This window comes from Stenotrophomonas sp. KH_029, from assembly GCF_057839765.1.
This window is the reverse complement of record NZ_CM174498.1, coordinates 3,024,832-3,049,473: the sequence shown is the minus strand read 5'-3', so window position 1 is coordinate 3,049,473 and position 24,642 is coordinate 3,024,832. Positions and strand designations below refer to the sequence as shown.

Genomic DNA, 24,642 nt, shown 5'->3' with positions numbered 1-24,642 from the left:
CGGCCCATAGGCATGGATCATGAAAATCGATATCTGGTCCGACGTTGTCTGCCCCTGGTGCTGGATCGGCAAGCACCGCTTCCAGCAGGGCCTGGCCCTGCTGGGTGACCAGGCCCCCGAGGTCGAGGTGCATTGGCATCCTTTCCTGCTCGACCCCGATGCCGGCACCACCCCGGTGCCGCTGCGCCAGGCCTACCAGGCCAAGTTCGGCAGTGCCGAGCGCACCGAGCAGATCCTCTCCCAGACCCAGACCAGCGCGCGTGCCGAAGGCCTGCCGATGGACTTCGACCAGGGCCAGGTCCGGGTCACCACGCTGCCGGCGCACCGCCTGCTGTGGCTGGCCGGGCGTGAAGGCGTGCAGGGCCCGGTCGGGGAGGCGCTGTTCCGCGCCCATTTCGTCCACGGCCGCAACCTGGCCGACCCGCAGACCCTGATCGAGGCTGCGGCCGCCGGCGGCATCGCCGCGGCGCGGGTGACCGCGCTGCTGGCCGGCGAGGAAGGGCTGGAGGAGATCCAGGCGCAGTTGGCGCAGGCCCGGCAGTTGGGCATTCAGTCGGTGCCCACCTTTGTGATCGATGATAAATACGCCATCCAGGGCGCGCAGCCGCCCGAAGCCTTCGCCCAGATCCTGCGCCAGATCGCCGCCGAGCGCGCGCCAGCGGCCCCGGCCGGGCAGGGCGATGGCTGCGGCCCGGACGGCTGCGAGGTCTGACGCTGCGCGCGGGTTCTGCGACAATGCGGCGGTGCGCCATCATGGCGCCCCGTATTGGAGATTGCCCATGCTCGTGATCGGCGTTGCCGGGACCGAACTCACCGCCCAGGAGCGCGATTGGCTGCAGCATGACGCCGTGGCCGGGGTCGTGCTGTTCAAGCGCAATTTCGCCTCGCGCCAGCAGGTGGCCGAGCTGTCGGCGGCGATCCGCGCCGCCGCGCCGCGCCCGCAGCTGATCTGCGTGGACCAGGAAGGCGGCCGCGTGCAGCGTTTCCGCGAGGGCTACAGCGCCTTGCCGCCGCTGCAGGACTTGGGCGCCCTGTATGCCAGCGACCGCGCCGCCGCGCTGGCGCTGGCCGAGCAGCACGCCTGGCTGATGGCCAGCGAAGTGCGCGCCAGCGGCGTGGATCTCAGCTTCGCCCCGGTGGTGGACCTGGGCCGTGGCAACCTGGCCATCGGCGACCGGGCCTTCAGCCCCGATCCGCAGGTGGTGGCCGACTTCACCGGCGCCTATATCCGCGGCATGCACAGCGTCGGCATGGCCGCCACGCTCAAGCACTTCCCCGGCCACGGCACGGTCCGCGAAGACACCCATGTCGACGATGCCAGCGACCCGCGCACGCTCGATGAACTGCGCGCGCTGGACCTGGTCCCGTTCGCCGCCGGCATCGCCGCCGGCGCCGATGCGGTGATGATGGCCCATGTGGTCTACCCGCAGGTCGCGCCCGAGCCGGCCGGCTATTCGCCGCGCTGGATCCAGCAGATCCTGCGTGAAGAAATGGGTTTCCGCGGCGTGGTGTTCTCCGACGATATCGGGATGGCGGCCTCGTTCTCGGCCGGCGGGGTCCAGGCGCGCGTGGATGCGCACCTGGATGCCGGCTGCGACGTGGTGCTGGTCTGCCACCCCGAACTGGTCGATGCCTCGCTGCGTGCGGTCGAAGGCCGCACCCTCAACACCGCTGCGCTGCTCGGCCTGATCGGCCGCGGCGCGCTTGGCTGGGACGGCCTGCTGGCCGACGCCGGCCATGGCGACACCCAATCCCGTTTGCTTGACACCCTTGGAAGAACCGTCTGATGCCCAACCTCACCATTTCCCAGGCCCTGGCCCAGGCCGACCTGCTGGTCGACCGTCCCACCATCGACAAGGCCATCGCCGGCATCGCCGAGGCCATCGCGCGCGATTACAAGGGCGAAGTGCCGCTGTTCCTGTCGATCATGCACGGCGCGCTGCCGTTCGCCGGCCAGCTCGCGCTGGAACTGGGCGCACGCGGCCAGGATGTGCAGTTCGATTACCTGCACGCCACCCGCTACCGCGGCGAAACCACCGGCGGCGACCTGGTCTGGAAGCACAAGCCGGCCACTGCGCTGTTCGGTCGCCGCGTGCTGCTGGTCGATGACATCCTCGATGAGGGTTACACCCTGCAGGGCGTGCGCACCTGGTGCCTGGAACAGGGCGCCACCGACGTGCGCATCGCCGCGCTGACGGTCAAGCAGCACGACCGCGCGCTGCCGGACATCAAGGCCGACTACGCCGGCGTCGACCTGCCGGACCGCTACGTGTTCGGCTTCGGGATGGACGTCAACGAGACGCTGCGCTGCGTGCCGGCCATCTACGCGATGAAGGAATGATCCACGCGGGGCCGATGCCCGGCATCGGCCCTGTTCCCACGTATCGACGCGCCCCGGCGGTCTGCGTGTGCAGCACGGGGCGCGCGGCTTTTCTGGAGTCCCCATGGAACACATTTCCCTGGCCGTCATCGGCGGCACCGGCGTCTACAAGCTGGCCCAGCTCGACGATGTCAGCAGCCACCAGGTCGACACCCGCTATGGCACCCCGTCCGGCCCGATCCGGGTCGGCACCCTGCTGGGCCAGCGCGTGGCCTTCCTGGCCCGCCACGGTGAGGGGCATTCGCTGCCGCCGCACAAGATCAACTACCGCGCCAACCTTGCCGCACTGCAGCAGATCGGCGCCACGCGCGTGCTGGCGCTCAACACCGTCGGCGGCATCACCGAACACTTCGGCCCGCGCGTGCTGGCCTGCCCGGACCAGCTGATCGACTACACCTGGGGGCGGATCTCCACGCTGAGCGAAGAGCCCGGCAGCGAAGTGCTGCACGTGGATTTCGGCCACCCCTATACGCCGCTGCTGCGCGCCAAGGTGCTGGCGGCGGCCAGGGTCACCGGCGTGCGCCTGCACGATGGCGGCTGCTACGGCGCCACCCAGGGCCCGCGGCTGGAGACCAATGCGGAAATCGCGCGGATGCGCCGGGACGGTTGCGACCTGGTCGGCATGACCGGCATGCCCGAGGCCAGCCTGGCGCGCGAACTGGGCCTGGACTACGCCTGCCTGGCGATCGTGGCCAACTGGGCCGCCGGCTGTGGCGATGGCGACGAGATCACGATGGCCGAAGTATTGGCCAATGTGGACGCCGCATCGGCCGGATTGCCGGAACTGGTCGGCGAATTGGCACGTGGGTGATTGTCATTGCGCGGCAAGCTTTGCATACTCCGGCAGTGCGCTGGTTGAGCGTACACCACCCATTCATTGAAGAAGGTCTCGCACTACCATGCCGAACGGTACCGTCAAGTGGTTCAACGACGCCAAGGGATTTGGCTTTATTTCGCCGGAGGACGGCAGCGCCGACGTCTTCGCGCACTTCTCCGCGATCAACTCCAAGGGCTTCCGCAGTCTGCAGGAAGGCCAGAAGGTCACCTATGACGTGACCCAGGGCCCGAAGGGTGCCCAAGCCTCGAACATCGTGCCGGCCGAGTGATTCATTCGGTTGCGCATTGAAAACCCCGCTTCGGCGGGGTTTTTTTTAGGCGCCGCCACCGTCATGGGATGGCGCAGCGGCCGACATCGTGCGTGATGCTGATCACGCTATAGGGACATACATGGCTCCACGACGCACCATCGCCATCGTTGGCTACGGCACCGCCGGGCAGACGCTTTCTGTCCTGCTTTCACGCGACCATCACCAGGTGCACGTCTTCGAGCGCGCCGCCGCGCCCGGCCCGGTGGGCGCCGGTTTCCTGCTGCAGCCCAGCGGACTGGATGTGTTGTGGCAGATGGATCTGCTGCCACAGGTGCTGCAGCATGGCGCGGCGGTACGCCGCCTGTATGGGGAAACCCCGTGCGGCCGCGCGGTGATGGACATCCGCTACGACGGACTGGATGCGCGCCTGCACGGCGTGGGCATGCAGCGCGGCGCGTTGTTCAGCGTCCTGGCCCAGGCCTGGGAACAGCCGGGCAACCTGCAGGCCGATACCTGCATCGTCGAGGTGGATACCGCCGGTGGCCGGCTGCGCGATGCGCAGGGTCGCTGGCATGGGCCTTACGACCTGGTGATCGCCGCCGATGGCGCCGGCTCGCAGCTGCGCGCGCAGGTCCAAGGCACCGCGCTGGACCGCGAGTATCCCTGGGGCGCGCTGTGGTGCCTGCTGCCCGGTGGCGATTGGCCGCACCCGGCCGAACTGCGCCAGCGGTACGTGGCCGCGCGCAAGATGATCGGTCTGCTGCCGGTGGGTACCCGGCCGGGCGATGCGGTGCCGCGCCTGAGCTTCTTCTGGAGCCTGCCGCGCGATCAGTTCGCGCAGTGGGAGTGTGACGGCATGGCGCGCTGGCTGGAGGAGATCGCCGCGCTGTGGCCGCAGGCGCACCAACGCCTGGATGGCGTGCAGCACAGCGCGCAGCTGGCGCGCGCCGGCTACCGCGATGCGGTGATGACGCACTGGCACCGCGACCGGCTGGTACTGGTCGGCGATGCCGCGCACGCGATGAGCCCGCAGCTGGGGCAGGGCGTGAACATGGCGCTGATGGACGCGCTGGCACTGCGCGATGTGCTGCGCGCCCATGCCGGCCATGAGGCGGCCTTGCAGGCCTACCAGGCACAGCGCCGCGCGCACGTGGCGATCTACCAGTTCTGGAGCCGCTGGCTGACCCCGCTGTTCCAATCCGAGCGCGATACGCTGGCGCGCGCGCGCGACGTGCTGTTCGGTCCGATGGGGCGGGTTCCCGGCGGCCGCGGGCACATGCTGCGGGTACTGACCGGCACCCAGCGCGGTTGGCTGGGCAAGTTGCCGTTGTCGCCGGGCCTGGTGCAGGCCCTGGCCGATCGCACCGCTGCGCCGGGCATCAGCTGATAACCACGCATAGCGGAAGAACGCGCACGCGTGAAGGCGCAGATAACATTCGTTGACGGTGAACTCACCGCCAACCTGCGACAACCACAGGGCAAACGCAGCGTGCGTGTGCTCCACCTCCGTCAGTGTGCCCTGTGCGATGACGGGCGCTGTCCGTTCCCGGATCGTCTGTCGCCGCAGCCTCGTCCGGTGCTGCCGGCGCGATGCGTTTGCGCCCCCGGGTCCCCTGCGGACCCATCGCAACCTAGGAGATAAACATGCTGTTCTCGGCCGAAACTCTGGATAGTGAACTCAGCAAGCTGCGCGGTCTGTTGCAGATGCTGCACGAGGATCAGCCGGATGTGATGGAAGATGTGTTCGAGTTCCATGTCACCAGCCTCATCACCCACACTGCGCCGGAGCACCACGCGCGCATCCGTGACGCCGCCCGCGACATGCTGGCGGCCATCCTGCGCCAGCCGGTGCGCCCCAATCCGCGCGCGCCCGATATCCGGCTGATGCCCGGGGTGTTGTCGGCTGCGTAGATCGCCTGCCGACCAACGACCGGCTACCGACCAACGGCCGGCTACCGACCAACGGTCGGTAGCTACCGGGGGGGTAGGGCGATCGCGTCGCCTTCCACGCAGGCCACCAGGCGCTCACCGTCGTCCAGTACCGGTGCAACGCCGGCGGTGAAGCACGAGTAGGCAGGCAATACGCTCAGGCCGCTGCGCAGCCAGAACGCCGGCCAGCGCCGCTGCATGCCGGGCAGGCGCGCCAGCGGATGCAGGTGTCCGCACAGCACGTGCAAGGTGGGGTGCGGGCGCGGGTCATGGCGCAGCAGGAACGGGCCTTCCTGGACCTTCTCGCCCAGCAGTTCGATGCCCAGGTCGGCCTTGGGCAGCGCACGGTCGTGGTTGCCGGCCAACGCCCCGATCTGCAAGGACGCATGTTGTTCGCGCCAGCCCTGCCACTGCCGGTACCACGCCGCGCGATGCGCGCTGCCATGCAGGACGTCGCCCAGTATCCACAGTGTGTCGGCCGGGTGCGCCTGCAGTACCTGCGACAGCCGTGCCAGGTCGTCGCCGGTGCCGCCGCTGGGCAGGCCGATGCCGGCGCGGCGGAACAGATCGGCCTTGCCCAGGTGCAGGTCGGCGATCAACAGCGCGCGGCGCGCGGGCCAGTACAGCGCGCGTGCGCCCAGCAGCTGCACGGTTTCCCCGGCCAGTGGCAGCGACAACTCAGTGGCCATGGCGTGTCTCCAGTTGCTGGGCCGCGCGCAGCACGCGGGTCTTCCAGTCTTCGTTGCTGAGCTGTCCGCGCAGGCGCTCTGCCCACAACGGGAACGAGAACGGCCCCAGGCTGCGCAGCGCGTGCATGCTCAGCGTGCGTGCCTGGCAGCGTTGCAGCGCGGCGGCCAGGCTGGCCAGGTCGAGTTGACTGTGCAGCACTTCGCGTTCGGCCAGCGTCAGCAGGATGTGATCCGGGTCGTGCTGGCGCAATACGTCGTACAGCAGCCCGCTGGATGCCTGCAGCTGGCGCAGGCTGCGTGGCGTGCGCCCGGGCAGGGCCGGTACCAGCATGCCCGACACGCGCGCGATGTCGCGGAACTGCCGGCGCGCCAGTTCGCCCAGGTTGAGGCTGTCGCGCAGGTCCGCGAGCAGGCCGTCGGGATGCAGCAGCGTGCGCACCAGGCCGGCCTCCACCACCACCGCGCGCGCCGGTGCCAGCACGAAGCCGTAATCGTTGGCCGCGTAGCCGAAGGTATTGGCCTGCACCCGCGTCCAGCGCATCGCCATCAAGGCGGCGATGCCTTCGTTGACCTGGCGGCCGGCGAAGGGATACACGAACAGGTACTGGCCATCGCGCCGGCGTACGCTTTCCACCAGCAGCAGGGAAGGGTCGGGCAGGGTCGACAAGCGCGACTGCAGGCCCAGCAGCGGGGCCAGCCATTGCATTTCCGGGCTGTCCGGCGCACTGCCCAGCACCACTTCCATCTCGTGCCCCAGCGCCTCGGACAACGGCAGGCGACCGCCCTGCCAGCGCGGCACCACGCCATCGCCGCCACGGGCCAGCCGCACATAGGCGGTCATGTGTTCCAGCCGCACCAGTTCCAGCAGGCGCCCGGCGAACTGGAAGCGATCGCCCGGACGCAGCCGGCCCAGGAACTGTTCTTCGACCGCGCCCAACCGCCCGCCGCGCAGGAACTGCACCATCACGCTGCCGTCGCTGGTGATGGTGCCGATCGACAGGCGGTGGCGCAGCGCCACGCGGCGGTCGTGCACGCGGTAGATGCCGTCGTCGTCGCGCACCACCTTGTGGAAATCCGGGTACTGCGCCAGCGCGCGTCCGCCCTGCACGACGAAGTCGAGCACGCCCTGCCAGTGTGCGCTGTCCAGCCCGGCGAAAGCGTGCGTGCGCCGCACCTGTTCCAGCAGCGCATCGGCGTGGAAGCCACCGCCCAGCGCGCAGCTCACGCAGTGCTGGGCCAGTACGTCCAGCGACAGCCGCAGCGGGCGACGCGCTTCGATCACGCCGTTGGCCAGCGCGCGCCGCGCCGCGGCGTATTCCACCAGTTCCAGCGCGTGCGAGGGCACGCACACGATGTGGCCGGACTGGCCGGGACGATGGCGTGCGCGCCCGGCGCGTTGCAGCAGCCGGGCGATGCCCTTGGGGCTGCCGATCTGCAGCACCTGGTCCACCGCCGGGAAGTCCACGCCCAGGTCCAGGCTGGAGGTGGCCACCACGCAGCGCAGGCGACCCTGGCGCAGGCCATCTTCAACCGCGCGGCGCAGCGCGGGATCCAGCGAGCCGTGGTGCAGCGCCAGTGTTGCCGGATCTTCCGGCCACACTGCCGCCAGCGCCTGGTGCCACAGCTCGGCGTGCGCGCGGGTGTTGGTGAACAGCAGGCTGGTGCCGGCCGCCAGCAGTTTCTCCAGCACCCGCTGCAGCTGCGACAGGCCCAGGTGGCCGGCCCACGGGAAGCGCTCGCCATGCGCCGGCAGCAGCGTTTCCAGGCTGACCGGGCGCGGCCGTGCCCCGGCGACCAGCGGCGCATCGGGCAGGTCCGGCAGCAGGACGTCGCGCGCCTGCTCCAGGTTGCCCAGCGTGGCCGACAGGCCCCAGACCTGCAGGGCGGGCAGGGCATCGCGCAGGCGGCGCAGGGTGAGCTGCAGCAGTACGCCGCGCTTGTTGCCCAGCAGCTCATGCCACTCATCGACCACCACGCAGCGCAGCCGGCGTATCGTCGCCATGCCGTCGGGGTAGCTCAACAGCAGCGCCAGCGACTCGGGGGTGGTGACCAGCACGTCGACGCGGCCGGCGCGCGCCAGCCGCTTGTCGCGCGCGCTGGCATCGCCGGTGCGCAGCCCCACCTGCCAGTCCAGCCCGAGCGCGGCCAGCGGCTCGTGCAGGGCGCGCGCGGTATCGGTGGCCAGTGCACGCAGCGGGGTGATCCACAGCACCTGCAGGACCGGCACCGGCGTGCGTGCGCGGCCGCCTACGCTGCGTGGCAGCGGGTCGGACAGGGCCTGCAGCAGCGGCCCACCGAACATCGCCAGGGTTTTGCCGCTGCCGGTGGGGGTGTGCAGCAGCCCCGACGCGCCGGCCAGGTAATGGCGCCACATTTTTTTCTGGAACGGCAGCGGTGCCCAGCCGCGGCTGGCGAACCACGCGCCCAGACGCGCCAGCGCCTCGCGCCGGGTCACCGGGCCAGCGCCTGCAGCTGGACCAGGGTGTCGGCCTGGCTGGCCGGTTTGTCGTGGCGCCAACGCAGGATGCGCGGAAAGCGCACGGCGATGCCGGACTTGTGCCGGGTGCTGCGGTTGACCGCCTCAAAGCCCAGCTCGAACACCTGTTCGCCGCGCACGCTGCGCACCGGCCCGAACCGTTCCACGGTATTGGCACGGATCCAGCGGTCCAGCGCCAGGATTTCCTTGTCGTCCAGGCCCGAGTAGGCCTTGGCGACCGGCACCAGTTTGTCGCCGTCCCAGACGCCGAAGGTGTAGTCGGTATACAGCGTGCTGCGCCGGCCGTGACCGGCCTGGGCGTAGATCATCACCGCATCGATGGTCAGTGGATCGATCTTCCACTTCCACCAGTCGCCGCGGCGGCGCCCGCTCTGGTAGAGCGAATCGTGGCGCTTGAGCATCAGCCCCTCCACGCCGCGCTCGCGTGCCGACGCGCGCAGCAGGGCTGCCGCCGGCCAGTCTGCCGCTGCGACCGTGGCCGACAGCACGATGCGCGGATCGTCCAGCGCGGCCAACAGCGCGGCCAGCCGCGTGCGCCGCACGTGCAAGGGCTGGGCGCGCAGGTCCTGGCCATCGGCCTCCAGCAGGTCGTAGGCGAGTACCCGCACCGGCGTATCGCGCAGCGTCTTCGCACCGGGCTTGCGGCGCTGGATGCGGGTCTGCAAGGCGGTGAACGGCAGGGGCTGGTCTTGGCCATCGCGCCAGGCCAGCAGTTCGCCATCGATCACGCAGCCATCGGGCAGCGCCATCGCTGCCGCCTCGATTTCGGGGAAACGGCCGTCCAGGCGTTCCTCGCCGCGCGACCACAACGCCACCTCGCCCTTGCGCCGCAGCAGCTGCACGCGGATACCGTCCCATTTCCATTCCAGCGTCCAGTCGGCGATGGGGCCCAGGCTGTCGACCCCGGCCTCCAGCGGCGAGGCGAGGAAGAACGGGTAGGGTTGCTGGCGATCCTCCGGGCGCTCCTGCGGCGACAGCAATGCCGCCAGCAGGCCGGGCGTGGGGATCCACTCGCCGAGCATGCGTTGGGCGATGCGCGCGATATCGATGCCCGACAGTTCGGCCAGTGCCTGCTGCACCAGCCGTTGCGACACGCCGACACGCAGCGCGCCGGTCAGCAGTTTATTGAACACCAGCCGCTCGCTGGCAGGCAGTTGCCGCCAGCCTGCCACCACCGCCGCGCGCCGCACCGCTTCGTCCTGGTTGGCCACGGCCAGCAGGTGCGATTCGATCCATTCCGACAGCGGCCGGTCGATGCTGGGTTGGAGCGGATCATCCAGCAGCAGGGTCAGGGTTTCAGCGAGATCGCCGACCTGGTCGTAGCTGTCGTCCACCAGCCATGCCGGCAACCCGGATTCCTCGCCGATCCACGCGCGCAGTTCACCGCTGGTGGCGATCTTGCGCCGTGCGCCGCCGACCTTGCCGCCGCTGAGCAGGTACAGCGCCCAGGCCGCATCGTGCGGCCGCGCATCGCCGAAGTAGGCGACCAGCGCGGCGCGCTTGTCCAGCGTGGCGGTGCTGCGGTCGAGGCGCTGGTAGAGCGCGGCGAATGCCTTCATTCCCCGCTCCCGAAATCGGTCCGGAAGGCCTCTGCGGCCACCCCGCGTTCGCGCAGGAACGGGATCAGCGCATCGGTATTGCCATGGGTGGCGATCACCCGCCGCGCGCCGGTCTGTTCGATGGTCTGCAGCAGCGCCGGCCAGTCGGCATGGTCGGATACCACGAAGCCGCGGTCGTAATTGCGCCGGCGGCGATTGCCGCGCAGGCGCATCTAGCCCGAGGCAAAGCCGAGTTGATGTTTGCCGAAACGGCGCAGCCACGGCGTGCCGGCCGCCGAGGGCGGCGCCAGGATCAGCTTGCCGGCGGCATCGGGCTGGCGGCCCTGTTCGGCCACGGTAAGAGTGTCCAGCATGGCGACGCCGGCCTGCCGATACACCGCCACGCCATTGGCGATGGCGCCATGCAGCCACGCCGGCTGGTCGTCCAGCGGCAGCAGTTCGGCCAGGATCCGCTGCGCCTTGCCCAGCGCATAGCAGAGCAGGATCGCCGCCTCGCCGCGCGCAGCGCATTCGCGCCGCCAGGCCACGATCTCCGCAGCAACCTCGGCGGTGTCCTGCCATCGGTAGATCGGCAGCGCGAACGTGGCCTCGGTGATGAATACATCGCACGGCACTACCTCGAACGGCGCGCAGGTCGGGTCGGGCTGGCGCTTGTAGTCGCCCGACGCCACCCAGACCTGCCGGCCGTCGTCGATGCGTACCTGCGCCGAACCCAGCACGTGCCCGGCAGAGTGCAGGGAGACCTCCACCTCGCCCAGCCGGAACGGGCGCCGGTAGTCGTGCGCCTGCAGCGGTACATCGCCCAGCCGCCAGCGCAGGATGGGCGCGCTGGCGGTGCTGCAGTGGTAGTGGCCCATGCCGCTGCGCGCGTGGTCGCCGTGGCCATGGGTGATCACCGCACGCGGCACCGGCTGCCAGGGATCGATGTGGAAATCGCCGGCAGGGCAGTACAGCCCTTCCGGGCGCAGTACCACCAGGTCGTCGTTGGCATGCACCGGGCTCATGCCGCCACTGTGCCGGCGCCGTCGTGCAGGAAGTGAGAATCGGCCTGAACGGCGGCTTGGCCGGCGATGCGGCAGAATCGGGGGGACACCCCCGGGCCGGGAGGCCGCCGCGATGAACTCTGCATTGCCTGCGTTTGAAACCCACCAGGTGACCAACCAGCCGCCACCGTTCGCCGGGCGCAACCTGTGGGCCGACGATGTGGCCCTGGTCGACGCGGTGCAGCGCCACGGTGGTGGTGCCCACCTCGACGTGCTGGCGCGCTATGGCGGCATCGCCGGCGACGAGCTGTACCGGCTCGGCTTCGATGCCAACCGCGACAAGCCGCGGCTGCGCACCCACGATGCGCAGGGCCATCGCATCGACACGGTGGAGTTCCATCCGGCCTACCACCAGCTGATGACGCTGGCCAAGCGCCATGGCGTGGCCGGGCTGTCCTGGCACGACGGTGGCCCGGGCGCGCATGTCGCACGCGCGGCGCTGAGCTATCTGCATCACCAGGCCGAGGCCGGCACCAGTTGCCCGTTGACCATGACCCATGCCGCCGTGGCGGTGTTGCGCCAGGACCCGGCCCTGGCCGAGTGGGCCGACAAGGCCGCCGCGCCGCACTACGACTGGCGCGATGTGCCGATCGCCGACAAGGCCGGCATCACCCTGGGCATGGGCATGACCGAAAAGCAGGGCGGCTCGGATGTGCGCAGCAACACCACCCGTGCCGAGCCACAGGCCGATGGCAGCTATGCGCTGGTCGGGCACAAGTGGTTTTTCTCCGCGCCGATGTCCGATGGCTTTCTGGTGCTGGCGCAGGCGCCGGGCGGGTTGAGCTGTTTCCTGATGCCGCGCCGGCTGCCCGATGGCAACCGCAATGCGTTCCGGCTGATGCGCCTGAAGGACAAGCTGGGCGACTGGTCCAATGCCTCCAGCGAAGTGGAATTGTGCGGGGCGTGGGCGCGCCGGGTCGGCGAGGAAGGCCGTGGCGTGGCCACCATCATCGGCATGGTGATGATGACCCGGCTGGACTGCATGCTCGGCGCGGCGGCGGAAATGCGCATGGCGCTGGTCCAGGCGTTGCACCATGCCCGCCACCGCAGCAGCTTCGGCACGCGCCTGTGCGAGCAGCCATTGATGACCAATGTGCTGGCCGACCTGGCGCTCGAATCGGAGGCGGCCACCTGCTTTGCGCTGCGCGTGGCCGCGGCGGTCGACCAGGCCGCGGCTGTACCGGCAGGCGCCGTTGAACTCGATCTGGGAAGGCAGCGGCAACATCCAGTGCCTGGACGTGCTGCGTGCGCTGGCGCGCGAGCCGCAGGTGCTGGCCGCGCTGGAGCAGGAGTTGGCCGGCGTGGCCGGCATGGAGGCGTGCTTCGACGCTGCGCTGGCGGCGTTGCGCGCGCAGCTGGCCGGCGTGCCGGACCAGACCCAGGCGCGCGCCGTGACCGAGCGCCTGGCGCTGCTGTTGCAGGCCGCCGAGCTGCTGCGCGCAGGCAGCCCGCTGGCCCCGGTGTTCATACGCTCGCGGCTGGGCGCCGAGCACGGCATGGCCTTCGGTACCTTACCGGCAGACGTGGACTTCGCTGCGGTGCTGGCCAGGGCGTTGCCGTAACCAGAAACAAAAAACGCCCCTTCAGCGAAGGGGCGTTCGGTCATGCGTTACGTCGGTGCTCAGTGCTTGGCATCGTCGGCGTTCTGCTTGGCGTCGGCGGCAACCTCATGGGCCTTGTCGGCCACTTTCTGCGCCGCATCGGCGGTGGCACCGCTGGCGCTTGCGGCCGCGTCCTTGGCGGCAACCTTGGCTTCGCCGGCGGCCTCGGAGGTGGCGTCGGCGGCGCGGTCCAGTGCCTGCTGGGTGTCGGCGGCGGCGCGCTCGGAGGCCGCGGAGGCATCATCGGCGGCATTGCGGGTGGCTGCAGCGGCCTTGTCCACCGCTTCACGGGCGGCAGCGTTGGCGCTGTCGGCGGCCTGCGCGGCGTCCTGGCGTGCCTGTTCGGCTTCCGGGCCCTTGCAGGCGGCCAGGCCCAGCAACAGGGAGGCGGCCAATACGGTGGTGGTCAACGGGCGAAAGGTCATGGCGCTCTCCGGTACAACGATAGGGAGGCCAGCCTATTCATGCCGATGTGAAGGCCAGGTCGTGCGCGCACTGCCGCGATCCGGCGCGGCAACGTCCAGGCAAAGAAAAAGCCGCTGGCGAACCAGCGGCTTCTTCAGACTTGCGTGAAGAAAGAAGTTATTACTTCTTGGCTTCTTCAGCAGCGTCCTTGGCCTGCTCGGCGGTGGCTTCACCGGCCTTGGCAGCGTCGGCAGCAGCGCCGGCAGCAGCGTCGGTGGCAGCAGCGCCAGCCTGGGCAGCGGCGTCAGCCGAAGCGTCAGCAGCGGTGGTGGCGGTGTCGGCGGCAGCCTGGGCAGCGTCGGCGGTCTGGGCGCCAGCAGCAGCGGCCTGGTCGGCAGCGACCTGGGCGTCAGCGGCAGCTTCGTTGGCCGAAGCGGCGGCGTCAGCAGCCTGCTCCTGCTTCGAGCAGGCGGTCAGAGCCAGGCCCAGGGCCATTGCGATCAGCAGCTTGTTGATGCTCATTTGTGTGAATCCTCGTCGTTAGATTAGGCAACGCGCTATTGCGCGCCCGGCAACATGATGACAAGCCACGTTTGGCTGTCAAGCGATCGCGCATTCAGTTTTGCGAAATGCGCGTTAATTCCAGTCAAATCAATTCGATGGCAATGGCGGTAGCTTCCCCGCCGCCGATGCACAGCGTGGCAATACCGCGCTTTCCCCCGCGCTTGCGCAAGGCGTTCACCAGAGTGACCACCAGACGCGCGCCGGAGGCGCCGATCGGATGCCCCAGTGCGCAGGCGCCGCCATTGACGTTGACCTTGTCGTGTGGGATGCCCAGCTCGCGGATCGGGGCCATGGCCACCACCGCGAACGCCTCGTTGATTTCGAACAGATCGACCTGGTCCAGGCTCCAGCCGGTCTTTTCGATCAGCTTGTGCAGCGCGCCGATCGGGGCGGTGGTGAACCACTCCGGCTCCTGCGAATGGGTGGCATGGGCCACGATCCGGGCCAGCGGCTGCAGGCCGCGGGCGGCGGCATCGTCCTCGGACAACAGCACCACGGCGGCGGCGCCGTCGGAGATGCTCGACGAGCTGGCGGCGGTGACCGTGCCGTCCTTCTTGAACGCCGGCCGCAGGGTCGGGATCTTGGCGATGTCCGAACGGCCCGGCTGTTCGTCCTGCGCGAACGCGACCTCGCCCTTGCGGGTGGCGACCTTGACCGCGACGATTTCATCGTCGAACGCGCCGCTGGCCTGGGCGGCCTGGGCCCGGCGCACCGATTCGATCGCGAAGGCGTCCTGTTCCTCGCGGCTGACCTGGTACTTGTCCACCGCGCATTCGGCGAATTCGCCCATGGCCTTGCCGTCGTAGGCGTTGACCAGGCCGTCGTGGGCCATGTGGTCCACCGCCTGGAAGTTGCCGAAGCGGTTGCCGGTGCGCGAGTTGGGAATCATGTGCGGGGCGTTGGACATCGACTCCATGCCGCCGGCGACCACGATGCTGGCCGAACCGGCCTTGATCAGGTCGTGGCCGAGCATGATCGCCTTCATGCCCGAACCGCAGACCTTGTTGAGCGTGGTGGCGCCGGTGGACAGCGGCAGCCCGGCGGCGATCGCGGCCTGGCGGGCCGGGGCCTGGCCCAGGTTGGCCGGCAGTACGCAGCCCATGATCACTTCGGAGACATCCGCGGCCGGGACGCCGGATTGTTCCAGCGCGGCGGCGATGGCGGCCGCGCCCAGGGTGGGCGACGGTACGCCGTTGAACTGGCCCAGGAAGGAACCGATGGCGGTGCGTTTGGCGGCGGCGATGACGATGTTGGGCATGGCAATCTCGTTGATGCGTGAGCGATAACCGAAATGGGAACGCGGGCATTGGAAGCGGTCGCGTTTCCCGGCAGACTGCGTGGGGTGGCCCAGTATAGAGGGTCGCGGTTTACTACCGGTGTCGGCCGGGAAGGCAGGATGCCGGCAGCGGTTCCATTTCACGTTGGGGAGCAGGGATGAAGCAGTCAGCGATCAACAGGAGCGCACTGGCCGGCGCATTGGCAATGGCCTTGAGCGCATGCGGTGGTGGCGGGGGCGGGGGTGGCAACGTGCGGGTGGATCCACCGCCGGTGGCGCCACCGGTGACGCCGCCGGTCACCCCGCCGGTAACGCCGCCGTCGGGGCAGCCGGCGTTCAACGCGCACCTGGCGGTGGTCAACGCCGTTGACCGGCAGAACATGACCGGCAGCGGTATCCGCATCGGGGTGGTCGATTCGGGCGTCAACCGCGCCAATCCCACCCTGTCCGGGCGGGTGGTCTCCAGCCGCAGCTACGTCGATCCGGCCACCAACAACCTCAATGTCGACGATGTGGTCGGGCATGGCACGGTCGTGGCCTCGCTGGCCGCCGGACGCGCGTTCGGCGCCTGGCCGGGCGGCATTGCGCCGGAGGCGCAGATCGTGTCGGCGCGGATCATCAACGACAAGAGTCCGGTCGATGACGGCTCGGGCAACGGCAACGAAGTGAACGGTGCGCTGGGCCTGGCCGGCATCCACCAGGATCTGATCACCGACGGTGTGAAGATCATGAACAACTCCTGGGGTGGCCTGTACTGGAACAACCCGGCGGCCACCGCGCCGATCGCCGCCGAATACCGCCCCTTCATCGTCGGCCACAACGGCCTGGTGGTGTTTGCCACCGGCAACGAGAGCAAGCCCAATCCCTCGGACATGGCCGCGCTGCCCAGCCAGGTCGGCACCGGCGGTAGCCTGCCGGCCGCCGATCTGGAACGTGGCTGGCTGGCGGTGACCGCGGTGGATACCAACAACCCCGGTGCCCTGGCGTCCTACGCCAACGCCTGCGGCGTGGCGGCCCGGTACTGCCTGGCGGCGCCGGGCACGGTGGTCTACCTGGACCCGAAGAACACCGGCGGCACGCCGTCCTACCTGTGGGGCTCGGGCACCTCGTACGCCGCGCCGCTGGTGTCCGGCGCGGCGGCACTGGTGTGGCAGAAGTACCCGTACCTGAGCAACGACCTGGTGCGCCAGACCCTGCTGGGCACTGCCACCGACCTGGGGGCGTCCGGCGTGGACAGCACCTTCGGCTATGGCCTGCTCAACGTCGGCAAGGCGCTCAACGGCCCGGGCCGGTTCGACTGGGGCAATGCCACGGTGGACGTCAACCAGACCGGGCTCAACTCGCTGTGGAGCAACAACATCAGCGGCAGCGGTGGCTTGATCAAGCAGGGCATCGGTGCGCTCGGCCTGTCGGGCACCAATACCTACACCGGCGACACCCGCATCGAGCGCGGCACGGTGGCGTTGCGCGATGGCGCGTCGATCACCTCCAACGTGTTCGTCCTGGCCCATTCGGCCGGCCCGAGTGCGTCGGCGCTGCAGTTCATGGTGGGCGGCGGCCGGGTCAAGGGCAATGTCGACAACGGCGGCAGCGTGATCCTGCGCGATGCCAGTGGCACCGGCACCATCGACGGCAATTACATCCAGCGCGCCGGCGCGCAGCTGATGGTGGCGCTGGGCGGCAATCCGCTCAATGTCACCGGTACCGCCAGCCTGGCCGGCAACGTGTACGTGAGCGATATCGTCAGCGGCTACGTGCCTGCCAATGGCCGTACCCAGACCGTGCTGCAGGCCGGGCAGGGCATCACCGGTCAGTTCGATGCGGTCACCCACGGCCTGACCCAGGCCACGCTGCTGTCTATGTCCCTGCAGCAGACAGCCAACACCGTGACGCTGACCACTGACCAGATCAACATCACCAGCGCCAGCCGCACTGCCGGCCTGGCCGGTACCGCGCTGGCCTCGGCGGCACGGGTGGAAGCGGCGTTCGAGGTGCTCGATGGCGGCGGCATGGCCGGCAGCGCATTCGCCAACGGTGCCGGCGAGCTGCAACGCGTGCAGGGCAACCAGGCCCTGCAGGCCAGCCTGGAGAGCCTGTCGGGCAAGGCCCATGCGCTGGCCGCCGCGTCCACCTTCGACAGCATCGACCTCAACCGTCGCGCGCTGTCGGCCCGCTTTGGCCAACTGCAGGGCGCCCCGCGCCTGCGCGGTGCCTGGCAGAGCCAGCTGGGCGACGCCGGGCAGGGCAGCTTCTCGGCCAGCGGCGCCGATACCCGCGGCTGGATGATGGGCCAGGACATGGCGCTGGGCAGTGCCGGCGTGCTCGGCTTTGCCTTCGGTGAAACCCGCACCTACAACAACCGTGAGTGGGGCGGCGACCGCGGCCGCGACCGCCAGTCCCAAGCGCAGCTGTACGCCGGCTGGAATGCCGGCGGCGCCTATGCACTGGGCCAGCTCGGGGCAGGTCAGTTCAGCCGGCAGATCGACCGCCAGCTGCTGCTGGGTGCCGGCCAGTACGGGGTCAATGCCCGTTACGGCGGCAGCTTCAGTGCGGCCAGCGTGGAAACCGGCTACCGCCTGGGCGGCAGCCGTGCCTCGCTGACCCCGTACCTGGGTGCCGATTACACCCGCGTGGACAGCGACCGTTTCACCGAGCAGGGTGGGCTGGGCTTCGGCCTGCGCGCCGCAGGCAACGCCAGTACGCGCAGCCAGGCACTGGCCGGGGTGCGCGCGCACCGCCAGTGGGGCAACTGGTCGCTGCGCGGCTATGCCGAGTGGCAGCAGCTGCTGTCCAGCGACGGGCTGGTCCAGGACGCCAGCTTCGTCGGGGTGGATGCCTGGGCACCGTTGGCCGGCGTGCAGCCGGCGCGCTCGGGCGGCCTGTTCGGGTTGTCGGTGGAATCGTGGTTGAGCGCCAACACGCGCGTGACGTTCGGTTACGACCAGCGGTTCGGTCCGCGTGGCGACATGCGCCAGCTGGCCCTGCGCTACGCGGCCGCGTTCTGAGCCGCGCCAGCGTGCGCTGAAAACGCAGAAGGGCGCGATCCGATCGCGCCCTTCTGCCCTCTGCCGCCGGTGGCGGTCAGTTGCCGCGCAGCGTGCCCAGCCGTGGCGTGGCCCGGCCCAGTGGCATCTTCAGTTTGCCGATCGACTGGATGCGCGTTTCGGCGATCTGGTCGGCCGCGCGCTGCGGGGCGATGTTGTCGCGCTGGGAAAGCGCGAAGATCCTGCCGAGGTTGTGGTAGATGCTGCGGATCAGGCGCATGGCGCGCTCACGGTTGTAGCCGTCGATCTCCAGCGACACATTCATCACGCCGCCGGCGTTGACCGCGTAGTCGGGCGCGTACAGGATGCCGCGCGCATGCAGTTCATCGCCCACTTCCAGGCTGGACAGCTGGTTGTTGGCGGTGCCGCAGATGATCTTGCACTTCAGGCGCGGCAGGGTCTGCGGGTTGATCGCCCCTTCCAGCGCGCATGGCGCGAAGATGTCGGCGTTGACGTCATAGATGTCGTCCGGCTTGACCGCTTCGGCGCCGTATTCGGTGACCGCGCGTTCGACCAGGGCGCTGTCCAGGTCGCTGACCAGCAGCTTGGCGCCGCGGTCGCGCAGCAGCTTGACCAGCTCCATGCCGATGTGGCCCAGGCCCTGCACGGCGATGCTGGTCTTGCCCACTTCCTCGTGGCCCAGCTTGTGCTGCATGGTGGCCATCAACGCCTGCAGCGCACCGTAGGCGGTGAACGGGGCCGGGTCGCCGGAGCCGCCATGGACCTGGTGCACGCCGGTGACGTACTCGCTTTCCAGGTAGATGTTCTCCATGTCGTTGACATCGGTGCCGACGTCTTCGGCGGTGATGTAGCGGCCGCCCAGCGAGTCGACGTAGCGGCCGAAGGCGCGGAACAGCACCTCGGACTTGTCCTGCTTGGGATCACCGATGATCACCGCCTTGCCGCCACCCACGTTCAGCCCGGCCAGGGCGTTCTTGTAGGTCATGGTCCGGCTCAGCCGCAACGCATCGGCCAGGGCCTCTTCGGTGCTGGCATACGGACGCATGCGGACTCCGCCCAGGGCCGGGCCCAGGGTGGTGTTGTGGATGGCGATGATCGCCCTCAGACCGGCGTCGCGGCTGTGGCAGAACACCACTTGTTCGTGACCGGTGGTTTCGAGGGTTTCAAATAACATGGTGACTCCGATGGTGCGAACGGTGGCGAACTGCGGCGAACGAACCAGCAAAAGGTTGGGTGTAAAACAAAAAAAGCGACGTCGTCTGGGTTCCGGGACGGTCGCGCGGCGCCATTCTAGTGCATTCGGCCCGAGGACGGTGTCAGTGCCGGTCCCGGCCGGTCGCGCCTGCCACAGCGGCGGCGTCCGGGCCGGTTTCATTAAAGTTGCTGAAGATGGCGCCGATGCCGTGGCAACGGTGCGCGGTACCGGCAAGGTCAGGATGGGCAACGTGGGCGCAGTGGCAGCAACACAGAGGCGGTACCCGGTGCCGGACGGGCGGCGATGATCGTGCTCGTGCTCGGCCTGGTGCTGGTGGCGGCGCTGCTGGCGGCGCTGTTGTGGCGTGCGCGCGATGAGGTCGCCCCCGACGCCGGGACGGCATCGCTGGCCGACCGCGCGGCCGCCCCGGCACCGGTGCCGGCCCCCGTCGGTTCCCGCCAGGCCGATCCGGCGCAACGGCTGCAGGCCGGGCTGCATGCGCTGGCCCTGGCCACGGCGGGCACGCCGGCCGCTGCCGCGCAGGACAGCGCGCTGGGCGAGGCCGTGGTGGCCACCCTGGAACAGCAGGACTGGTCGGCCCGGCACCTGCCGCGGCGCCCGCAGCTGTTGCCGCAGCTGATCCAGACCGTCAACGACAGCGATGCCTCGGCGCGCGCGATGGCCGCCATCATCGGCCAGGACGCGGTGCTGACCGGCAACCTGCTGCGCATCGCCAACAGCCCGGTCTACCGCCTGCAGGCGCGGCCGGTGGACAGCCTGCAACGGGCGGTGACCCTGGTCGGTACCGATGGCATCCGCCAGATCATCAGCGCGGTGCTGGTGCAGCCGGTGATGCAGCTGCACTGCCTGGCGTTTCCGCAGTTCGGCACGGTGATCTGGGAACACGCGCTGCTGGCCTCGCGCGCGGCGGCCGACCACGCGCGGCTGGTGACCCATGAGGACGGATTTGCCGCGCAGTGGCTGGGGCTGACCCAGGGGCTGGGCGCGACCCTGGTGATGCGCCACCTGCTCGACGCCGCCAGCCAGCCCGGGCAGGCCGCGCCATCGCCGGCACTGGCGGCGGCCTTGCTGGAGGCCTGGACGCTGCCGGTGGCCAGCCGCATCGCTGCCGCCTGGGAGTTGCCGGCGGCGGTGCACGAGGCCCTGCTGCACGATGGCGACCAGGCCCGGGCCGGGCTGCCGGCCAGCCTGCGCTTTGCCCGCGCCGCAGCGGCCGCCAGCCTGTTGTGCCGGCACGGGCGGATCGGCCAGGCGCAGGCGCTGGCGCTGCTGGAGCAGCTCGACGGCACGCCGCCGCACGCGCTGCAGTGGATCTGGCGCCGCCTGCATGGGCGCGGGGTGGAAACCCTGGAAGCCGACGAGCCGGTGGCGACCTGACCCTGCGCAGGACGCCGGCGGTCGAGGTGGCGGTTACAGCTGGGATTCCAGCGGCAGCCAGCTGATCACCCGCGCGCTGGCGCGCTGCCACAGCGTGCTGTCCGGTTCATGGGTCAGCCAGCCCGGCGGGCGGGTGTCGCGGTCCAGCCAGCGCAGCCGGCCCTGGGCATCCAGGGCCACCCAGTAGCTCACCTGCGGGCTGGCCAGGCGCAGGTATTCCCCACGCAGCCGTGCGGCCAGTACCGGATCGTCGAACAGCACGCCCATTTCGGTGTTCAGGTAGGCCGAGCGCGGGTCCAGGTTGAACGAGCCGACGAAGCCGCGCGCGTCGTCGAGCACGAAGGCCTTGGTATGCAGGCTGGCCCCGCTGCTGCCGAACAGGCCGCCGCTGTCGCCGTGCCCGCGCGCCTTCAGTTCGTACAGGTGCACGCCGCTGCGCAGCAGCGGTTCGCGGTAGCGCATATAGCCACTGTGTACGGCGGCCACATCGTTGGCTGCCAGGGAGTTGGTCACCACCCCGACCGTGGCGCCGCGCTGGACCATCGCGGCCATGCCCTCGCTGCCTTCCTGGCCGGGCACGAAGTACGGGGAAATCAGCAGCGCCTTGTGCCGGGTGGAGGCGAGTTCGCCGGCCAGGCGGGTCACCAGCCAGTTGGCCTGGTCATCGCGGCGGTGCTTCATGGCCGGGTCGGACACGATCTCCACGCGGTCGCTCCAGTGCAGGCCGGGCGCATCGCGGTAGAACGACCGCGCGGCCTGCGCCTGGACCCGGCGCAGGTAGGGTTGGGCGGCATCGAGCTTGGCTTCGTGCGCCGATTGGCGCACCAGCAGGCGCAGCTCGGCGGGGGTATGGAAGGCCAGGGCCGAGATCGGCACGGCGGCCTGGCTGTTCCAGTAATCGTCGAAAATGACATTGGCCTGCTGCACCGCCTTGCCGGCGACCAGCAGGTCCAGGTCGCGGAAATTCACGTCCGGGCGCGCGCTGAAATACTCCTCGCCGATGTTGCGGCCACCGACGATGGCCACGCGCCCATCGGCGATCCACGACTTGTTGTGCATGCGATGGTTGACGCTGAACACGCGTTGCACCATCTCCACCAGCCGCCACAGCCCGTTGCGGTTGCGGAACGGGTTGTACAGGCGGATCTCGATGTTGGGGTGCTCGTCGAGCGCCATCATCAGCGCATCCTTGTCCTGCGCGTTCATGTCATCGAGCAGGATGCGTACGCGCACGCCGCGTTCGGCGGCCTGGTGCAGTTCGCGCGCCATCAGGTGGCCGATCAGGTCGTCGTGCCAGATGTAGTACTGCAGGTCCAGGCTGCGCCCGGCATGGCGGGTGATCACCGCACGCGCGGCGTAGGCGTCCAGGCCGTCGGACAGGAAGGCCACGCCGGACTGGTCGGGATGGTCGGCCTGCAGGCGCACCAGTTCGCGGTCGATCGCCGTCTGCGCCGGCTGCGGCGGCAGCACGCTGCTGTGCGGGCCGCGTGCCTGGGGGGTGAGGTGGTCGGCCAGCAGCAGGCCGCTGAGCACCAGCAGCGCCAGTACGGCCAGGGAGATTCCCAGCCAGCGCAGCATCCGGCGCCAGAGCGGCTTGCGTTCGGTCATGGGGGGATCGTAAACGGCGCGTGTGTGCACTGCGAGTGCAGGCGCGCGCGGCCGGTCAGAAGCGTTCGTCGGGGGCCAGGTAGCGCCACTGGCCGGGGACCAGTTTGCCCATGGCCACGCGGCCGATGCGCAGGCGGCGGACGCTGACCACCTCCAGGCCGACTTGGCGGCACATGTCGCGCAGCTGGCCCGGTTGCACCGGCTTGATCGCAAAGCGCAGGCGGGTTTCGTTCTGCCAGCTGACCTTGCACGGCGGCAGCGGCCAGTTGCGGAAGCTCAGGCCGTGGGCGAGGCGCTTCATGCCGTAGGGGGCCAGTTCGCCGCTGACCTCGACCAGGTATTCCTGTTCCAGCGTGGCGCCGCGGTCCTTCAGGTGCGAGATCACCCGGCCGTCCTGGCTGACCACGACCAGGCCGCTGTCTTCGTCGGCCAGCGGCATCACCAGTTGCAGGGCGTGGAAATGGCGCTGCAGCAGGGTCACGCCGGTGGCATCCAGTTCGCTGCGGCTGTCCGGGGTGACCAGCGCGCACAGTTCGTCGGCGCGCATGCCGGCCGGCTTGTGCAGCAGCATGCTCACCGTTTCGGTGCGGGTGGCCTCGGCGTTGTCGCGCAGCACGACGGCTTCGTCGGTGACCAGGGTCTGCGGCTGTTCGACGACCTGGCCGTTGACGGTCACCCAGCCGCCTTCGATGTAACGCTGGGCGTCGCCACGGGAGCAGCCGATCAGGCTGGTCAGGCGTTTGTCGAGTCGGATCGGGTCGGTCATCGGGCAGGCGGCATAAAACGGGAAGCGGGCGGGGAGTGTACTGGCTGGGGCCCGGCGCTGCGCGAAAGGGAGCAGGTCCGACCCGTGGTCGGAGGGCATTCAGCCGCCGCAGTCCAGATGGGTCAAATACAGGCGCAGGTCGAATTCCAGCTGGTGGTAGTCCGCTTCCATGTGCGTGCACAACTGGTAGAAGGCCTTGTTGTGGTCCGATTCCTTCAGGTGGGCCAGTTCGTGCACCACGATCATCTTCAGGAACGGCGCCGGCGCGTCGCGGAACACGCTGGCGATGCGGATTTCGCGGCTGGCCTTGAGCCGGCTGCCCTGCACCCGCGACACCGTGGTGTGGGTGCCCAGCGCATGCTTGAGCACCTGCAGCTTGCCGTCGTAGAGCACTTTGGACAGCGGCGCGGACTGGCGCAGGTAGCGCTCTTTGAGGCCCTGGGTGTAGTCGTACAGCTGGCGGTCGTTGCGCACCGTGTGCAGTTCGGCGTAGCGCCGCTCCAGCCACGGCCCCAGCCGGTCGCCCGCGATCAGCTCGCGCACCTGCTGCTGCAGGGCGTCGGGATAGCCGGCGAGGTATTTCAGGGCGGTCATGCAGGCGGTTGGGGCGGGGCGGGCAGACCAGTATGATGGCCTCCGGAATCCCGCAACAACAGATGCTAGGCGTATGGCGAAGGCAAATCCCCTGCAGGAGCAGCTGCTCAAGGCTGGGCTGGTCAAGAAATCCCAGGTCTCCCAGGCCGCCCGTGAACAGGTGAAAGCCCGCCACGGCAAGGCCCCGGTCGCGCCCAGCGAGAGCCAGCGCGAGGCCGAGCGCCTGCGCGCGGAGAAGGCCGAACGCGATCGCGCGCTGGAAGCCGAACGCAAGGCCAGGGCCCACGCCCAGGAACTGCAGGCCCAGGTCCGCCAGATCATCGAGGCGCACAAGGTCAAGCGGGAAGGCGAGAGCGAGTACCGCTTCAACGACGGCACGCTGATCCGCACGCTGCTGGTCAACAACGTGCTGCGCAAGCAGCTGGCCTCGGGCAGCCTGGTGATCGTGCGCCTGGGTGAGGGTTTCGAACTGGTCCCGCGTGCGGTCGCCGACAAGATCCGCGAACGCGATCCCGGCGCGATCGTGCTCGACAACAGCCAGCCGGGCAGCGAGCCGAGCACCGGCAATGCCGAGGACGATGCGTATTACGCCCAGTTCCAGGTGCCCGACGACCTGGTCTGGTAAGCCCTGGCTGAAGGATTCATCCCGACGTGCCCGCGTTCAGCCGCACGTCGGCCCCGGCCTTGTGGCCGGGTCTATGCTGGTTCCCTGACAACGGCATGGAGACACGACATGGCGACCGGTTGGGCAGGCGATGGCGCGGTCCAGGACCAGATCGACGCGACCGTCGACGACGCCATCCAGCGCGCCCGCGCGCAACTCAGACACGGTCCGGGGCTGACCCACTGCGAATCCTGCGAGGCACCCATTCCCGAGGCGCGGCGCAGGGCCGTGCCCGGCGTGCGCCTATGCGTGCGCTGCCAGGAAGAGGAAGACGCCGCGCACCATGAAAATGGTGGTTACAACCGGCGCGGCAGCAAGGACAGCCAACTTCGGTAGGTGCCGACCGTTGGTCGGCACGCAATAACGCATACCGACCAACGG

21 protein-coding genes and 2 pseudogenes are annotated in these 24,642 nt (G+C 69.5%); 12 read left to right on the top strand and 11 right to left on the bottom strand.

Features of this window, described 5'->3' with window-relative positions:
* Positions 1–19 precede the first annotated feature (19 nt).
* From AC3ITM_RS13820 to AC3ITM_RS13790, 7 genes are all read left to right on the top strand, one after another.
* Positions 20–712, top strand: a complete 693-nt coding sequence (locus AC3ITM_RS13820) for a DsbA family oxidoreductase (RefSeq protein WP_489265756.1) — start codon at positions 20–22, stop codon at positions 710–712.
* Between the two features lie 67 nt (positions 713–779).
* Positions 780–1,787, top strand: a complete 1,008-nt coding sequence (gene nagZ, locus AC3ITM_RS13815) for a beta-N-acetylhexosaminidase (protein WP_489265755.1) — start codon at positions 780–782, stop codon at positions 1,785–1,787.
* Positions 1,787–2,341 carry a hypoxanthine-guanine phosphoribosyltransferase gene (locus AC3ITM_RS13810; RefSeq protein WP_489265753.1) on the top strand — a complete coding sequence of 185 codons (555 nt, stop codon included), beginning with the start codon at positions 1,787–1,789 and terminating at the stop codon, positions 2,339–2,341. The genes nagZ and AC3ITM_RS13810 overlap by 1 nt, the downstream gene beginning before the upstream one ends.
* A 103-nt stretch (positions 2,342–2,444) precedes the next feature.
* Positions 2,445–3,191 (top strand): S-methyl-5'-thioinosine phosphorylase, encoded by a 747-nt coding sequence (locus AC3ITM_RS13805; protein WP_489265751.1) that lies wholly within the window; start codon positions 2,445–2,447, stop codon positions 3,189–3,191.
* 88 nt (positions 3,192–3,279) lie between these two features.
* Complete coding sequence (cspE, locus tag AC3ITM_RS13800) at positions 3,280–3,486, top strand: transcription antiterminator/RNA stability regulator CspE (RefSeq protein ID WP_019183439.1); 207 nt, start codon at positions 3,280–3,282, stop codon at positions 3,484–3,486.
* A 121-nt stretch (positions 3,487–3,607) separates the two neighbouring features.
* The gene (locus AC3ITM_RS13795) at positions 3,608–4,855 is read left to right on the top strand and encodes an FAD-dependent oxidoreductase (RefSeq protein WP_489265748.1); all 1,248 of its coding nucleotides are present in this window, start codon (positions 3,608–3,610) and stop codon (positions 4,853–4,855) included.
* Between the two features lie 257 nt (positions 4,856–5,112).
* The gene (locus AC3ITM_RS13790) at positions 5,113–5,379 is read left to right on the top strand and encodes a hypothetical protein (RefSeq protein ID WP_489265746.1); all 267 of its coding nucleotides are present in this window, start codon (positions 5,113–5,115) and stop codon (positions 5,377–5,379) included.
* Between the two features lie 62 nt (positions 5,380–5,441).
* On the opposite strand, the gene pdeM is transcribed toward AC3ITM_RS13790, so the two are convergent.
* The 4 genes and pseudogenes from pdeM to AC3ITM_RS13770 all read right to left on the bottom strand — a co-directional run bounded on the left by pdeM (position 5,442) and on the right by AC3ITM_RS13770 (position 11,146).
* Entirely contained in the window at positions 5,442–6,086 is a 645-nt protein-coding gene (gene pdeM / locus AC3ITM_RS13785) for a ligase-associated DNA damage response endonuclease PdeM (RefSeq protein WP_489265744.1), read from the bottom strand.
* The gene (locus AC3ITM_RS13780) at positions 6,076–8,541 is read right to left on the bottom strand and encodes a ligase-associated DNA damage response DEXH box helicase (protein ID WP_489265742.1); all 2,466 of its coding nucleotides are present in this window, start codon (positions 8,539–8,541) and stop codon (positions 6,076–6,078) included. The genes pdeM and AC3ITM_RS13780 overlap by 11 nt, the downstream gene beginning before the upstream one ends.
* The gene (locus tag AC3ITM_RS13775; RefSeq protein WP_489265740.1) at positions 8,538–10,142 is read right to left on the bottom strand and encodes an ATP-dependent DNA ligase; all 1,605 of its coding nucleotides are present in this window, start codon (positions 10,140–10,142) and stop codon (positions 8,538–8,540) included. The genes AC3ITM_RS13780 and AC3ITM_RS13775 overlap by 4 nt, the downstream gene beginning before the upstream one ends.
* Positions 10,139–11,146: pseudogene (locus AC3ITM_RS13770) on the bottom strand (ligase-associated DNA damage response exonuclease). Before AC3ITM_RS13770 ends, AC3ITM_RS13775 begins: the two are co-directional and overlap by 4 nt.
* 112 nt (positions 11,147–11,258) lie before the next feature.
* Between AC3ITM_RS13770 and AC3ITM_RS13765 the strand changes: the two are divergent.
* Positions 11,259–12,747, top strand: a pseudogene (locus AC3ITM_RS13765) (acyl-CoA dehydrogenase family protein).
* 59 nt (positions 12,748–12,806) lie between these two features.
* Here the strand turns inward: AC3ITM_RS13765 and AC3ITM_RS13760 are convergent.
* The 3 genes from AC3ITM_RS13760 to AC3ITM_RS13750 form a co-directional block, all read right to left on the bottom strand.
* A complete protein-coding gene (locus AC3ITM_RS13760; RefSeq protein WP_489265739.1) occupies positions 12,807–13,211 on the bottom strand; it encodes a hypothetical protein in 405 nt (134 codons plus the stop codon).
* 160 nt (positions 13,212–13,371) lie between these two features.
* A complete protein-coding gene (locus AC3ITM_RS13755) occupies positions 13,372–13,713 on the bottom strand; it encodes a hypothetical protein (protein WP_228884262.1) in 342 nt (113 codons plus the stop codon).
* Between the two features lie 124 nt (positions 13,714–13,837).
* Positions 13,838–15,013, bottom strand: a complete 1,176-nt coding sequence (locus tag AC3ITM_RS13750) for a thiolase family protein (RefSeq protein WP_228884263.1) — start codon at positions 15,011–15,013, stop codon at positions 13,838–13,840.
* A gap of 176 nt (positions 15,014–15,189) precedes the next feature.
* Here AC3ITM_RS13750 and AC3ITM_RS13745 point away from each other — a divergent pair, with 176 nt between their 5' ends.
* Complete coding sequence (locus AC3ITM_RS13745) at positions 15,190–18,036, top strand: S8 family serine peptidase (RefSeq protein WP_489265737.1); 2,847 nt, start codon at positions 15,190–15,192, stop codon at positions 18,034–18,036.
* 76 nt (positions 18,037–18,112) lie between these two features.
* Here the strand turns inward: AC3ITM_RS13745 and AC3ITM_RS13740 are convergent, their stop codons facing one another.
* On the bottom strand, positions 18,113–19,210 hold the full coding sequence (locus AC3ITM_RS13740; RefSeq protein ID WP_228884265.1) for a Glu/Leu/Phe/Val dehydrogenase dimerization domain-containing protein: 1,098 nt from the start codon (positions 19,208–19,210) through the stop codon (positions 18,113–18,115).
* Positions 19,211–19,576: 366 nt separating this feature from the next.
* Between AC3ITM_RS13740 and AC3ITM_RS13735 the strand changes: the two genes are divergently transcribed.
* Positions 19,577–20,629 (top strand): HDOD domain-containing protein, encoded by a 1,053-nt coding sequence (locus tag AC3ITM_RS13735; RefSeq protein WP_489270111.1) that lies wholly within the window; start codon positions 19,577–19,579, stop codon positions 20,627–20,629.
* Between the two features lie 33 nt (positions 20,630–20,662).
* On the opposite strand, the gene AC3ITM_RS13730 is transcribed toward AC3ITM_RS13735, so the two are convergent.
* The 3 genes from AC3ITM_RS13730 to AC3ITM_RS13720 all read right to left on the bottom strand — a co-directional run bounded on the left by AC3ITM_RS13730 (position 20,663) and on the right by AC3ITM_RS13720 (position 23,597).
* Positions 20,663–22,237, bottom strand: coding sequence for a phospholipase D family protein (locus AC3ITM_RS13730; RefSeq protein WP_489265735.1), 1,575 nt, complete (start codon positions 22,235–22,237; stop codon positions 20,663–20,665).
* Between the two features lie 55 nt (positions 22,238–22,292).
* Entirely contained in the window at positions 22,293–23,003 is a 711-nt protein-coding gene (locus tag AC3ITM_RS13725) for an rRNA pseudouridine synthase (RefSeq protein ID WP_489265734.1), read from the bottom strand.
* Positions 23,004–23,102: 99 nt separating this feature from the next.
* Positions 23,103–23,597 (bottom strand): YgjP-like metallopeptidase domain-containing protein, encoded by a 495-nt coding sequence (locus AC3ITM_RS13720; RefSeq protein WP_489265732.1) that lies wholly within the window; start codon positions 23,595–23,597, stop codon positions 23,103–23,105.
* Positions 23,598–23,670: 73 nt separating this feature from the next.
* On the opposite strand from AC3ITM_RS13720, the gene AC3ITM_RS13715 reads away from it, so the two are divergent.
* Together AC3ITM_RS13715 and AC3ITM_RS13710 are read left to right on the top strand one after the other, a co-directional pair.
* Positions 23,671–24,222 (top strand): DUF2058 domain-containing protein, encoded by a 552-nt coding sequence (locus AC3ITM_RS13715; protein WP_489265731.1) that lies wholly within the window; start codon positions 23,671–23,673, stop codon positions 24,220–24,222.
* A 108-nt stretch (positions 24,223–24,330) separates the two neighbouring features.
* Positions 24,331–24,597 carry a DksA/TraR family C4-type zinc finger protein gene (locus AC3ITM_RS13710; protein ID WP_489265730.1) on the top strand — a complete coding sequence of 89 codons (267 nt, stop codon included), beginning with the start codon at positions 24,331–24,333 and terminating at the stop codon, positions 24,595–24,597.
* The last annotated feature ends 45 nt before the right edge of the window (positions 24,598–24,642 follow it).

Bases quoted from the DNA above. Each gene is read 5' to 3' on its own strand.
- AC3ITM_RS13820 (WP_489265756.1), top strand. From the start codon at position 20: ATGAAAATCGATATCTGGTCCGACGTTGTCTGCCCCTGGTGCTGGATC.
- nagZ (WP_489265755.1), top strand. From the start codon at position 780: ATGCTCGTGATCGGCGTTGCCGGGACCGAACTCACCGCCCAGGAGCGC.
- AC3ITM_RS13810 (WP_489265753.1), top strand. From the start codon at position 1,787: ATGCCCAACCTCACCATTTCCCAGGCCCTGGCCCAGGCCGACCTGCTG.
- AC3ITM_RS13805 (WP_489265751.1), top strand. From the start codon at position 2,445: ATGGAACACATTTCCCTGGCCGTCATCGGCGGCACCGGCGTCTACAAG.
- cspE (WP_019183439.1), top strand. From the start codon at position 3,280: ATGCCGAACGGTACCGTCAAGTGGTTCAACGACGCCAAGGGATTTGGC.
- AC3ITM_RS13795 (WP_489265748.1), top strand. From the start codon at position 3,608: ATGGCTCCACGACGCACCATCGCCATCGTTGGCTACGGCACCGCCGGG.
- AC3ITM_RS13790 (WP_489265746.1), top strand. From the start codon at position 5,113: ATGCTGTTCTCGGCCGAAACTCTGGATAGTGAACTCAGCAAGCTGCGC.
- pdeM (WP_489265744.1), bottom strand. From the start codon at position 6,086: ATGGCCACTGAGTTGTCGCTGCCACTGGCCGGGGAAACCGTGCAGCTG.
- AC3ITM_RS13775 (WP_489265740.1), bottom strand. From the start codon at position 10,142: ATGAAGGCATTCGCCGCGCTCTACCAGCGCCTCGACCGCAGCACCGCC.
- AC3ITM_RS13760 (WP_489265739.1), bottom strand. From the start codon at position 13,211: ATGACCTTTCGCCCGTTGACCACCACCGTATTGGCCGCCTCCCTGTTG.
- AC3ITM_RS13755 (WP_228884262.1), bottom strand. From the start codon at position 13,713: ATGAGCATCAACAAGCTGCTGATCGCAATGGCCCTGGGCCTGGCTCTG.
- AC3ITM_RS13750 (WP_228884263.1), bottom strand. From the start codon at position 15,013: ATGCCCAACATCGTCATCGCCGCCGCCAAACGCACCGCCATCGGTTCC.
- AC3ITM_RS13745 (WP_489265737.1), top strand. From the start codon at position 15,190: ATGAAGCAGTCAGCGATCAACAGGAGCGCACTGGCCGGCGCATTGGCA.
- AC3ITM_RS13740 (WP_228884265.1), bottom strand. From the start codon at position 19,210: ATGTTATTTGAAACCCTCGAAACCACCGGTCACGAACAAGTGGTGTTC.
- AC3ITM_RS13730 (WP_489265735.1), bottom strand. From the start codon at position 22,237: ATGACCGAACGCAAGCCGCTCTGGCGCCGGATGCTGCGCTGGCTGGGA.
- AC3ITM_RS13725 (WP_489265734.1), bottom strand. From the start codon at position 23,003: ATGACCGACCCGATCCGACTCGACAAACGCCTGACCAGCCTGATCGGC.
- AC3ITM_RS13720 (WP_489265732.1), bottom strand. From the start codon at position 23,597: ATGACCGCCCTGAAATACCTCGCCGGCTATCCCGACGCCCTGCAGCAG.
- AC3ITM_RS13715 (WP_489265731.1), top strand. From the start codon at position 23,671: ATGGCGAAGGCAAATCCCCTGCAGGAGCAGCTGCTCAAGGCTGGGCTG.
- AC3ITM_RS13710 (WP_489265730.1), top strand. From the start codon at position 24,331: ATGGCGACCGGTTGGGCAGGCGATGGCGCGGTCCAGGACCAGATCGAC.